Below are 13,910 nucleotides of genomic sequence, written 5' to 3' on the forward strand. Positions count from 1 at the left end.
GTACTGGTTATACCAGTACTGCAATATATGTTGTTTTACTATGCAGAGTTTTTTATTATCTTAATTATGCATTTGCTGATTAAAAATTTTAAATATAATTTAGTGTTATTTAATACGCTTTGAAGTTTATCTATATATCTTTATAGAGATACAATATAGATATAGTAAGGTGTTTTATAAACGATACATATTATCATTAAAGGTTTTGTTATTTATTATTAAAAATAATTAAATACACTAGATATATGGTATTATTGAGGAATGAAAACAAGTGATCTTACTGTTGTAGCTACTAAGCAACAGCGTTCGATTAAAGTTACATCTTCAGTAGATGTGGTATTAGTTGGAGCTGGGATTATGAGTGCAACTTTTGGTATATTTTTAACGCTTCTTGAACCGACTTGGAAGATTCGCATATATGAACGTCTTAACAAACCAGCACAAGAAAGCTCTAATGTATGGAATAACGCTGGTACTGGACATGCTGCATTTTGCGAACTTAATTATACTCACTATAACAATGAAGATGATTCAATTGATATTTCAAATGCTGTTTCTATTAATGAAGCATTTGAAATATCACTCCAATTCTGGGCATATTTAGTACAAACTAAAACACTTAAGCACCCGAATTCTTTTATTAACAATGTGCCCCATATGAGCTTTGTGTGGGGCGAAGAAAACGTTGAATTTTTAAAAAAACGTTTTCAGGCACTACAAAATAGTATTTTGTTTAGTGGCATGGTGTACTCGGAAGATTTAGAACAAATTCGTCAGTGGATCCCTCTTATTATCAACGGACGTAATACATCTCAGAAAATTGCAGTTACTCGTATGGAGATGGGTACAGACATTAATTTTGGAGCACTTACTCAACAGTTGTTAAATGAATTAAAAAAAAATATAAATTTTAAAATGTATTTACAACATGATGTTAATTATGTTAAACATAATGACGATACAACTTGGGATGTACATGTAATTGATAAACAATCTAATCAAAAAAAATGTATTCGCACAAATTATATCTTCATAGGTGCTGGAGGAAAATCTCTTAATCTTTTACAAACTTCTGGTATTCCAGAAGTTAATGGATATGCTGGATTTCCAGTAGGCGGTCAGTTTTTAGTTACAAAAAACCCAAAAATAGTTGCGCAACATTTAGCTAAGGTATATGGGAAAGCGTCTGTCGATGCACCTCCAATGTCAGTACCTCATATAGACACTAGAATATTAAATGGTAATAAGATTTTGTTGTTCGGTCCATTTGCTACTTTTAGCAGTAAATTTTTAAAACATGGGTCATGGTTAGATTTATTCCATTCTTTGAATAAACATAATTTCATTCCGATACTGCAAGCTGGAATAGATAATTTTAAGTTAATTAAATATTTGATTAGTCAGCTCATTATGTCGGATATGGAACGTATTAATGAGCTCAAAGAATACTATCCCACAGTTAATCCTTCAGATTGGACTTTAGTGAAAGCAGGGCAACGTGTTCAAATTATTAAAAGAAGTAACGATAAAAGAGGTATGTTACAATTTGGAACAGAAGTGGTTAATTCTAGTGATGGTACTTTATCTGCACTTCTTGGCGCATCCCCAGGAGCATCCACTGTGGTTGCAATAATATTAAAACTTTTGGATACGATGTTTAATAATAAAATTAATAGTGATTCGTGGCAAAATAAACTTGCAGACATGATACCATCGTATACTAAGAGTTTAAATGGTAACCTTACGTTGGTAAATAAAATCAGACAATATACTTGTAATATTTTGGAGTTAAATTATATAGAAGCGACGGATCACGTACCCCAATGCGCTGATAAGCAAGCTACTACTACTACTACTACTACTACTACTACTACTACTTAAATACTGTTATTTTATATTATTAAAGATTCCCATTTTCTTGTATATAATTTATATTAAGTATTTTTGTTTATTAAAAATGGGTTAGCAGTATCTTTAAATTTTATTTGCAATAAAATACCTGTGATATTTAACACGCGGTAAAAATATTTTTTTAGATACCGTTTATAATCATCGGGTAATTTGCTAACATGAGTTCCATGGATTATCAAAGTTAATGGGTTATACTTGCCAACATGAATGTATTTGGGTTTGATTCTACTCCCATATAAAAATGGGGGAGGACATTTAGCGATAGCTGTATACATTACACGAATTAAACATGCAGTGTTAATGGTTTTTATAGCACGAGAACAAAGTTGTGTTTTTTTAATTGATTGAAATAATGTTTTAATACCACTGCCGTATAATGCTGAAATAAAGTGTATTTGAGTAAAGTTGATAAAACTTATTTTTTCGTATAATTCTCTCCTTATTTTATCACGTAAAGCTGGGGATATCTTATCCCATTTATTAAAAACAATTATTAATGCTTTACCATTGTCTATAACAAATCGTAACAAATATAAATCCTGATCAGATATCCCCAGCTTTACGTCTCCCATAAATAATACAATATGCGCAGTTTTGATGATTTGAAGTGTTTTTAATATAGAAATTTGCTCTACTTCTATCTCTGGTGCTATATGATCTATTTTTTTTATTTTTCGTATTCCTGCCGTATCTATTAATATATATTGTTGTTCGTTGTATGTTATAGGAACATAAATACAATTCCGAGTAGTTCCTGGTGTACTACAAGTAATCATACGTTTTTTTCCCAAGATATGATTAACAAATGTAGATTTACCAGAATTAGGACGCCCTACGACAGCTAATGTAATAGTAGGATCTGTTTCTGTTTTGTTAAGAACAGATGAATTTCTGTGTTTTTTATAAATAATTTTATTTATATCAACTGTAGGTATTTTTTTTTTATAAAAAAATCTATTTTTTGAAATTAATGAGGATATATTTTTTAATAAATTATCAATTCCGTATCCATGAATTGCAGAAATAAAAATAATACTTTTTATACTAAAAAAACAATAATCCCATATCATAGTATGTATATGATATGGGATGTGATCCATTTTATTAATTACTACAAACATATTTTTTTTTAATTTTTTTAATTCTTTAAAAAAATTATAATTTATATCTGTTCCCACAGATTGTTTATCCATTATAAACAATATAATATCAGCTTCTTTTATTGCAAGAGTTGTTTGATAGGACACACAATTTTGAATACCTTCTGTTTTTATATTAAAAAATTCCTCAATACCTCCAGTGTCAATAAGAATGGACTTAAACTGTTTGCATTGAAAATAACCATATTGTCGATCTCGTGTTAATCCTGGGTAATTAGATGTTAAAGCATCGTGTGTATGTGTTAGTCTATTAAATAAAGTAGATTTACCTACATTTTTTTGTCCAATCAGTGTAATGATAGGTAACATTAATTTATTATTCCTCAAACACATAACACAACATATTTACGAATAACGATATCAGCGTTAAATAACATAATAAAGTTATTTCCATGTTAAGCTATGATTTATAATTGATAATATAATACAATAAATTAAAAGTATCAGCATTAATTAAATTAACGTTTATAAAAACAATATTGCAAATTAGCTTATAATTTTTATATATCGCATGTATAGGAAATTTGTATGTTATATCATTAATCTGCATTTCTATGATTTTTTTATTTATATACACACTCTTAATGCCTCTAATATAAATTCAATTAATAATCATTAATATATATTCACCTATTATGAGCATGATTTCATGCAATATGCAATATACGTTTTAATTTATAAACAACTTCATCGTGCTTTAATATTTCTTGAGTTTTTGTTTGTAAATTTTTTAAAATAATTGTTTTTTCAAGGGCATTCTTTTCATTCATGATTAATATAATTTGTGTTTTATACTTATTAGCCCAATAAAATTGTTTTTTTATATTACCTCCTCCATGATGTACCATTAATCGTATAGATGGTAACATTGAACGAATATGTTCAGATAATAGCATTGAATATTTTTGAGCATCATGTCCTACGCTAATTAAACATACATCGATATATATATTTTTATTTAAAATAGTATTGTTATTATTATTATTAATTTCTTTCATTAACAATATTACACGTTCCAATCCTACGGAAAACCCTATCGCAGGTACTGCATTCCCTCCTAACTCTTGTACTAATTCATCATAACGCCCTCCAGCACAGATAGTTTTTTTTACCCCTAAGCTATCAGTGACCCATTCAAAAACCGTTCTGTTATAATAATCTAAACCACGTACCAGATACGGATTAACTGTATACGACACCCCTAAAAAATCCAATAACTGACATAATTCGGAAAAATGAACATGCGAATCATTATCTAAATAATCGTTTAACATGGGAGCCTGAAGCAGTAATTCTTTAGTTTTACTATCTTTAGTATCTAAGATTCGCATTGGATTAGAGTATAAACGACGTAGAGCATTATGGTCTAATTTGCTTGATTTTTTTTCTAAAAAGGCTATTAATTTTTTTCGGTAATTTAATCTAGCTGACAAAGAACCGATTGAATTTAATTCTAACGACAAATGATGATTAATTCCTAATTTTTTCCAGCAACGAGCAGTAATTAAAATTAATTCAGCATCTATGTCAGGGCCTATGTGACCAAAAGCTTCAGCGCTAAATTGATGAAATTGTCTATAACGTCCCTTCTGAGGGCGTTCATAGCGAAACATCGGACCAAGATACCATAAACGTTGTTCTTGGTGGTGACAGAACAGTCCATGCTTAACACCTGCCCGAACGCATCCAGATGTACCCTCGGGGCGTAATGTTAAACTATTACCGTTACGATCATTAAAGCTATACATTTCTTTCTCTATTACATCCGTCACCTCTCCAATTGAACGTTTAAATAAATCTGTATTTTCAACAATAGGAAACCTAATCTCCTTATATCCATAACTGTCTAATATAGTTACAAGTATATTTTCTATATATTGCCAGATAATAGTATCTTCTGGTAAATAATCATGCATACCACGGATAGATTGAATATTTTTTGCCATACTTAATTAATCATGCATTAATTTTTTCGATTATTTGTTTATTGTATGCGATACAGTAACGTGATGATTTTTGTTTAATAATTCAGATTTAGCTCTAATACGACGTTCTAATTCTTCAATTATTAATACGTTATCACAGCGTTTTTGTTGTCGTACACCATCTTCATATATACCACTTTTATTATGTGCCCCAGCGACACCAATTGTTGCTTTTAATGCTTCTCCTGGCCCATTAACTACACATCCAATAATAGACACATCCATAGGTGTCGTGATATCACTTACTTTTTGCTCTAACGTATTAACTACGTTCATTACATTAAATTCTTGTCGCGCACATCCCGGACAAGCTATAAAATTGATGCCATGAGCACGAATCTTTAAAGTTCTTAAAATGTCAAACGCTACCTTTACTTCTTCTATAGGATCTGTAGCCAATGATATGCGTATTGTATCCCCAATACCTTCGTTTAATAGAAAACCTAAAGCTATTGCAGATTTTACTGTGCCATTACGTAAAGCTCCGGCTTCAGTAAGACCTATATGCAGTGGTTGATCTATTTTTAATGCCAATGCACGGTATGCTTGCACTGTGATTGCCACATCAGAAGATTTAACGCTGACTTTAAATTGATGAAAATTTAATTTATCTAAAATATCTACGTGTCTCATTGCTGATTCTAATAATACATGTTCTGTTGGATTTCCATCATATTTTTTTTGTAAATCACGTTCAAGAGATCCAGAATTTACACCAATACGAATAGATATATTTTTATCTCGAGCACAATGCACTACAGATCGAATACGTTTGTTATTCCCGATGTTACCAGGGTTGATACGTAAACAATCCGCTCCGTATTCAGCTGCTTTCAATGCAATACGATAATCAAAATGAATATCTGCTACTAATGGAACATTAATTATTTGTTGTTTAATTATTTTAAAAGCTTCAGCTGCATCCATGGTGGGTATTGATATTCGAACAATGTCTACTCCTGCTTTTTTTAAGTTATTAATTTGTGCAACTGTTTCAGCAATATTTGTAGTACGAGTATTTACCATAGATTGTATCGCAATAGGCGCGCCATCTCCAATAGGGATATTACCAATATAAATACGTGTAGACTTTCGACGAATAATGTTCGTAATATTATTCATATTTTCTCCGATATTTTCATGTTTTAAACAATAAATACGTGATTATACAAAATCAAAGAGATTACTCTTATATTGAATAGAAATCATAATTTTTACAATTTTATATATATATATAAATATATGTAGCTACTATATTAGATTTACTATTTTTTATTTTTCTTAAAATAAAGATAAACCCTATCATATAAATTGGGAATATTTTAAAATATGCCATTTTATTAATCATCTAATGATATTCAATATAATGTAATGGTGTTGTCTTTTTATAACGAGGTACATTGTAATTTATGCGATTAATCACTTCTCCTGTTAATTGTCCACAGGCAGCGTTAATGTCTGCGCCTCTTATCTTTCGTATAATAGTTGTTATATTATGTTGTAATAAAACCTTAAGAAACGCATGCATACGAACGTGTGAGCTACATGCGTATTGTATATTCGGGATGGGATTCCATGGGATTAAATTAATTTTACACGGAATACCATGAAGTTGTTTGGCTAATTGATGGGCATGTAGAACTTCGTCATTTATATGATTCAGCAATACATATTCTATTGTTACTCGACCATGGTTAGATTTGTTTTTTTTTAAATACCTACGTACTGCTTCCAATACATTATTAATGTTATATTTTGTATTAATTGGCATAATCTTATTTCTGATCATATCATTTGGAGCGTGTAAGGATATAGCTAATGGTACATCGATCATATCTTTTAGTTTGTCTATACCTGGAACAATACCAGCAGTTGAAAGAGTAATATGTCGTTTAGATAATCTAAAACCAAAATCATCTAATATAATTTTTATCGCTGATACAACGTTAATAATGTTTAACAACGGCTCTCCCATACCCATAAATACTATGTTAGTAATAGGAAATCTATTTTTTATATTTATTTTTTTATTAAAAGCAATAAGTTGCGCTGCTCTCCAAACTTGACCAATTATCTCTGATACACGTAAATTTCTATTAAAACCTTGTTGTGCTGTCCCACAAAAACTACATCCTAATGGACATCCAATCTGGGATGAAATACATAAGGTCGTTCTCATATTTTCAGGAATATAAACTGTTTCAACTTGTTGTTCACCAATTTTCATAGCCCATTTAATTGTTCCATCTGCAGATAATTGTTCTTTTGCAATTATTGGCGCACGAATCTCCGCTATTTGATTTAGTTTTATTTTTAAAGATTTACTCAAATTTGTCATCTGATTAAAATCATCGCAGTAACAATGATATATCCATTTCATTATCTGATGAGAACGAAAAGGTTTTTCCCCTAATTTAGTAAAAAAATTTAGTAACTCTTCTTTGTTCATATTAAGAAGATTGACTTTTTTTGTGTACATAAAATATATCTCTCACTATTAATGTTTTTAAAAAATGAGATGAATATCAATATTTTGTTAGCATGAAGTTAATAGAATTTTAATTAAATCATCACCATTTTTCATACTTAAAACATGTTTACATTGTCTACCAGTATTATGTTTTATTAAATAATTTATTGTTTGAAACTATTTTTCGTACTGATAAATAATAAAATATTTATATATGTTCATTTTTATGTATCAAAAAAAATAGGAAATCTCACGTGCAGCAGATGTCTTAGAATCTGATCCATGAATGGCATTTTTAGTATAATCATACCCATAATCAGCTCTGATAGTACCTGCTAACGCATGTGCTGGATTAGTAGCTCCCATAATTTCTCTATTGCGTTGTATTGAATTATTGCCCTCCAATATTTGTATGAATATTGGACCAGAAGTCATAAAATTTATTAAACTGTCAAAAAAAGTTTTTTTTTGGTGCTCAAAATAAAATTCAGAAGCTTGTATACATGTTAATTGCAACATTTTAGCTCCCACCACAATAAGACCAGAAACCTCAAATCTGCTAATTATAGATCCGATTATATTTTTGGCAACCGCATCTGGTTTTATGATCGACAGTGTGTTTTCTTTACAAAACATAAAAGCTCCTATTAACCTCTATCCCTACTATTATATAGAAATAAGTCTACGATAACTATCGTTATATAACATTACTGTATGTTTTTATATAAAATATACATAATTAATAAAACATAAATTAAATTTAGAATAAACACAACACAGATAAGTAAATATATTACGTATATGTATATATTTTTATAGCATCTTATTGCTAATCTTAATTGTACAAGCGGGATGATTATTATTAATAAAATCTTACCAGTTACAACTAATTTTGACGAAATGTTTAGTTTTACATTAAATAATAATATTCAAAAATGTTAAAATCGTCATTAATTATTTGCACAATCAATAACAAAAACGTTAAAAAATTAAAAATATACAACCTAATGTATGAAAGATATTCTTCAAAAAGAATCTTTTTTTATGTATTTCTAAATAATATTAATAAAATTATAAATCTTTTATAGACACATTGTTTATTCTAATAATTACATGTTTAGAAACACATGTATGTATTTTATTATAGTATTTATAATAAATGTACCATTGCATTTAATTTTATAACAGTAGTAGCTATATGATGAATGGCATATTCTATTTCCTCTTCAGTTGTAAAACGACCCAAAGAAAATCTAATTGAATTATATGCTAACTCCTTATTTCTTCCTAATGCTTGTAATACATGTGACGGATTTAAAGTGCCAGAGGCACAAGCAGAACCAGAAGATAATGCAAAATCTTTTAATGCTATTATTAATGTTTCGCCATCGATGTGGCTAAAGCTAATATTTAATAATGTGCCTATACTATGATCCAAATCACCATTAATTAATACTCCTTCAATTTGTTGTAATCCTTGCCATAACCGATCTCTCATTTTTTTTAAATAAATCATTTCTGTTGCCATCGTTTCTTTGGCTAAACGATACGCTTCAGCCATTCCAACAATTTGATGAACCGGCAATGTACCAGAACGTATACCACATTCATGTCCTCCTCCATGTATTTGAGCAATAATATGAATTTTTGGATGTCTATGTTGTCGTATATACAAACCGCCTATACCTTTTGGTCCATATAGTTTATGTCCATTAAAAGACATTAAATCTACTGGCAAAACAGATAAATCAATATGTAATTTACCAACGCTTTGAGTTGCATCCACATGAAATATTATATCATGTAGACGACATAATTTACCAAGTTTTGTTATGTCTTGAATTATGCCGATTTCATTATTGACATGCATAATAGATAATAGAATTGTATCGTCACGCAGTGCATTACTGATTTGTTCAAAATCAATTAAACCATTAGATTGTGGCATTATACGAGTAATTTCAAATCCTTTGTTCTCAAGATATTGGCAAGTATCTAACACTGACTTGTGTTCTGTCATGCTGGTGATAATATGCTTCCCTTTTTTATGATAAGCTTGGGCTATTCCCTTAATAGCTAAATTTACTGATTCAGTAGCGCCTGAAGTAAAAATAATTTCACATGATTCAGCGCCTATCAACTGAGCAATTTGTTTGCGAGATACATCTACCGCTTCTTCTGCTTTCCATCCATAATAATGAGAGCGAGAAGACGGGTTACCAAATATGCCATCTAAGGTAAGATATTGCATCATTTTTTCTACTACCCTAGGATCCACCGGAGTAGTAGCAGCATAATCAAAATATATTGGTAACTTCATCTAACATACTCCAGAAATAAAAACTTGTTCTAACATGTAAAATATAAAGAAATTGTATAATCAGCATCATTTATATAACATATTAGATTAAATATTTTAAAATATATTTATTCTTAGGTTTGATATATATTTTGCGCCCAAGCATTATTCTATATGAAATTATTATTCGTTACTATAGAAAATATTCGAACCTACTTTGTATTTGTATATTTATATATGCTTAATTTAAATATAGATAAATGTATGTAACTATGTCTATTAAAATAAATATATTTCTTATTTTATATATATGCGCTTTAATTAATTTCAATTAATTGATTGCAAAAAAATGTTATTTTAAATTACATACGACACTTTGTTTCGTATGATTTTTTGTTAAAACTTAATATAACAGCTAATAATTGAAAGTATTAATATCGTTTATACTAAAATATCAGACGATGATTATATATCATATATAATCATCATTATTTCTAGTTTCTATCAATATACTCACACAAAATACTTAATTAAAATTAAGCATAAAAATTTAGATCTTGTATTATATATTCATGATTATATTTGTAATAAAAATAAATATTCTAATTTAGAATATGATGAATTTAAAGATCTTTTAATAATTATATATGTTCAAGAACATATACATTATGCGATACTGCACGCAATATAATATTAATGTTATTTGGAAAACATAGCTTTATAATGTTTAATACAATTATATATGTTTTATATTTAATTTTTTAATTTATGAGAATTACTGGATAAATGATTTATGCATCCGATGCTTAACATTGCTATTCAAGCTATAAGAAAAGCAGGAAACTTTATTGTTAAACAATATGAATTGTTCAATAAAAATAACATACAGCCAAATTTTATAAATGAAATTATTTACAAAACAAATAAGGAATCATATTACATTATTAAAACAGTCATTCAAAAATTTTATCCATTGCATACTATTGTTACTATACAGAAGAATCAGAATATTAATGATACAAATTACAAAGAAAATATTTGTTGGATCATTGGATCTATAGATAATGATATTAATTTTATTAAACAGTTTCCTTTTTTTGCTATATCTATTGCTGTATTTATTAAAGGACATATCGAAATAGGAGTAATATATGATCCTATCCATAATGAATTATTTAGCGCTTGTCGTGGAAAAGGAGCTCATCTTAATGGTTATCGGATTCGTGTAGGTACCGCTAATAATTTACATGGGGCTGTTATTTCTATATCTTGTTCTAATGAAAAGCAACATATAATGATTAGTCTACTAAATAAATTTAGCAATAAATATATATATTTTCGTTGCACTGGAGCAACTATTTTAGATTTAGCTTACGTTGCAGTTGGGCGCATAGATGGATGTATTACCTTTTTTTTTGAAAAACCTGACCATAAAAATACATCATTGGCTATCGGTACTTTGATAATTCGTGAATCGGGAGGATTAATTATCGATTTTGCTGGAACTGATAATTATTTACTGTCTGGAAATATAATCGCAGGTAACATAAAAATAATCCGAACCATTTTAACAGTTATACGGTTATCTGAACAGATAACTTGAATAGGTTTCTAATAAATTTTCTTTAATTTTAAAAGAACAATTTTTATTACATAAAATATATAATATCTACAATGATATTACTTAATTGATTTTTTATTATAACATTCATTATATATAGGACGCTGAGAACATATACGTAGAACTTTGGTTTTTATAGATAAAATAACTTCATCATTATTGATATGATTTAGTATATCACAGATCCAATGTGATAATTTTTTAACATCATTTTCATTAAAATTGCGTCTGGTTATCGCTGGTGTACCAATACGTATACCTGAAGTAACGAAAGGACTTCTAAAATCATTTGGTATACTATTTTTGTTAACAATAATGTTGGCTTGTTCTAATGCTGCACTAGCAGCCTGTCCAGTAATGTTTTTATTTCTTAAATCTAACAAAAAAAGATGATTATGAGTCATTCCAGAAATTACTGTAAATTCGCGCAATAAAAATTCTTTAACCATTACCTTAGCATTTTGAATAACTTTTTGTTGATACAGCTTAAAGGATGGCTCCATTGCTTCTTTTAAAGCAATTGCTTTAGCCGCGATGACGTGCATTAAAGGCCCTCCTTGAGAACCAGGAAAAACTGAAGCATCTAGTTTTTTATATAATTCAGAATCACCTCCATTAGCTAAAATTAAACCACCTCTAGGCCCTGCTAACGTTTTATGAGTAGTAGCAGTTACTACATGTGCATGTGGAAGTGGATTTGGATATATACCCGCTGCAACTAATCCTGCGATATGAGCCATATCAACGAATAAATATGCTTGAACAGCGTCAGCAATTTGACGCATTTTAGACCAATTTATAACACCAGAATATGCAGAAAACCCTCCTATAATCATTTGTGGTTGATGTTTTTTAGCCAAATGATACAGTTTTTCGTAATTAATATAGCCAGTTTCGTCGACGCCATAAAATACAGAATTATATATTTTTCCTGAAAAGTTTACTTGTGAGCCATGTGTTAGATGTCCTCCATGGTTTAGGTGCATACCTAAAATTGTGTCTCCGGGATGTAATAGAGCGTTATACACAGAAAAATTAGCCTGTGATCCAGAGTGTGGCTGTATATTTGCATAATCTGCAGAAAATAATTTTTTTGCACGGTTAATACCTAACTGTTCAATCATATCGACATATTCACATCCACCATAGTAACGCTTACCTGGATATCCTTCAGCATATTTATTGGTAAGTTGTGAGCCTTGTGCTTGCATAACTTGAGGGCTAACATAGTTTTCAGATGCTATTAATTCAATATGTTCTTCTTGTCTAATGATTTCATGTTTTATTATTTCCCATAATTCAACATCATAATTTGTACACATGGACATAATAACCACCTATCTTTGCTATATCAAAAAATACATTTTATATATAATATATAGGATTATTTTAATTGAAATGAAATAATAAGTATTATAGTAAAAATTTACCTATAATAATATACTAAACATATTGTTTAAAAATTTAATTAAATCAATGGAAATACCGTCCATTTTTTTACAAAATAAAGTAACATTAAAAGTTAATTTTACATTTTTCTTGTAAATATAAAATAGTTATTTTATATTTACACTTGAATAATATGATACATCTATCAATATAGATGGTACGTATATTATACATTTATGTTGTTAAATATTGATTGTGATCAGATGATGAAAGTGGTTTATTTTTATTTAAATTAAAAATATTGTTCTTATATAGTGATTTAAATATTCAAACATGTAATGTTTGGTGGTATCTTGTTGTTTTCAGATATTTTGTATAAAAAATGTAACACCGTATCATTGTGAGATATAAAATATATATATATTCTATTGTAAATTTTATTAATATTTTTATGATAGAACCACATCTTGACGCTGACGCTTAAAAAATTTATTTAACTGAGAAGCACATTCTTTTTCTAACACTCCAGTTGTTAAAGACACATGATGATTAATCATTGGATACTGGAGTACATTTTTTAGCCATGATGTTCGTCCGATTTTATTATTTTTTGCGCCACAAACTAATCGACGAATACGAGCATGGATTATTGCTCCAATACACATCATACACGGTTCTAGAGTAACATAAAGAGTAGTACCTAGTAATCGATGATTACCCAAAATTTCCCCCCCTGTACGTAATGCTATAATTTCTGCATGAGCACTTGGATCATGGTGTATAATAGAAGAATTCCAACCGCAACTTATAAGCTTGCTATCTTGAATTAAAACAGCCCCTACCGACATTTCTCCAATAATTTCAGCATAAGCAGCTAACGCAATAGCATGACGCATCCATATCACGTCTATATTTTCTATTTCATACATACAATTTTCTCTGAAGTAATACAAAACATTATCAATGTCAATTGATACACATCAAACTTATATATTGATCTTTTGCTACTACAAAACATGAAAATAGTTTCTACTTAAATAAGTCATTGATATCTATATTGTGAAACTGAATGTTT

The 13,910-nt window shown here is 29.0% G+C and carries 10 protein-coding genes; 2 read left to right on the forward strand and 8 right to left on the reverse strand.

The genetic code is table 11. The annotated features are described in order from the left end of the window. Positions 1-261: 261 nt before the first annotated feature. Positions 262-1,881, forward strand: coding sequence for a malate dehydrogenase (quinone) (mqo, locus tag CBquer539_RS02740; protein ID WP_500836341.1), 1,620 nt, complete (start codon positions 262-264; stop codon positions 1,879-1,881). Between the two features lie 53 nt (positions 1,882-1,934). On the opposite strand, the gene der is transcribed toward mqo, so the two are convergent. From der to CBquer539_RS02770, 6 genes are all read right to left on the reverse strand, one after another. Beyond that, entirely contained in the window at positions 1,935-3,380 is a 1,446-nt protein-coding gene (gene der, locus CBquer539_RS02745) for a ribosome biogenesis GTPase Der (RefSeq protein ID WP_500836342.1), read from the reverse strand. Between the two features lie 338 nt (positions 3,381-3,718). Continuing rightward, positions 3,719-5,017, reverse strand: coding sequence for a histidine--tRNA ligase (gene hisS, locus CBquer539_RS02750; protein WP_500836343.1), 1,299 nt, complete (start codon positions 5,015-5,017; stop codon positions 3,719-3,721). A 30-nt stretch (positions 5,018-5,047) separates the two neighbouring features. Next, positions 5,048-6,178, reverse strand: coding sequence for a flavodoxin-dependent (E)-4-hydroxy-3-methylbut-2-enyl-diphosphate synthase (ispG, locus tag CBquer539_RS02755; protein WP_500836344.1), 1,131 nt, complete (start codon positions 6,176-6,178; stop codon positions 5,048-5,050). A 226-nt stretch (positions 6,179-6,404) separates the two neighbouring features. Beyond that, positions 6,405-7,535, reverse strand: a complete 1,131-nt coding sequence (gene rlmN, locus CBquer539_RS02760) for a dual-specificity RNA methyltransferase RlmN (protein ID WP_500836345.1) — start codon at positions 7,533-7,535, stop codon at positions 6,405-6,407. A 222-nt stretch (positions 7,536-7,757) separates the two neighbouring features. Then, positions 7,758-8,162 (reverse strand): nucleoside-diphosphate kinase, encoded by a 405-nt coding sequence (gene ndk / locus CBquer539_RS02765; protein WP_500836346.1) that lies wholly within the window; start codon positions 8,160-8,162, stop codon positions 7,758-7,760. 514 nt (positions 8,163-8,676) lie between these two features. Next, complete coding sequence (locus CBquer539_RS02770; protein WP_500836347.1) at positions 8,677-9,846, reverse strand: IscS subfamily cysteine desulfurase; 1,170 nt, start codon at positions 9,844-9,846, stop codon at positions 8,677-8,679. A 772-nt stretch (positions 9,847-10,618) separates the two neighbouring features. Between CBquer539_RS02770 and CBquer539_RS02775 the strand changes: the two genes are divergently transcribed. Next, a complete protein-coding gene (locus CBquer539_RS02775) occupies positions 10,619-11,428 on the forward strand; it encodes an inositol monophosphatase family protein (RefSeq protein ID WP_500836348.1) in 810 nt (269 codons plus the stop codon). Positions 11,429-11,505: 77 nt separating this feature from the next. Here CBquer539_RS02775 and glyA read toward each other — a convergent pair whose 3' ends face one another. Next, entirely contained in the window at positions 11,506-12,774 is a 1,269-nt protein-coding gene (gene glyA / locus CBquer539_RS02780; protein WP_500836349.1) for a serine hydroxymethyltransferase, read from the reverse strand. 510 nt (positions 12,775-13,284) lie between these two features. Then, complete coding sequence (gene tadA / locus CBquer539_RS02785; protein ID WP_500836350.1) at positions 13,285-13,764, reverse strand: tRNA adenosine(34) deaminase TadA; 480 nt, start codon at positions 13,762-13,764, stop codon at positions 13,285-13,287. Positions 13,765-13,910 lie beyond the last annotated feature (146 nt).

This window comes from Blochmannia endosymbiont of Camponotus quercicola (assembly GCF_059935335.1).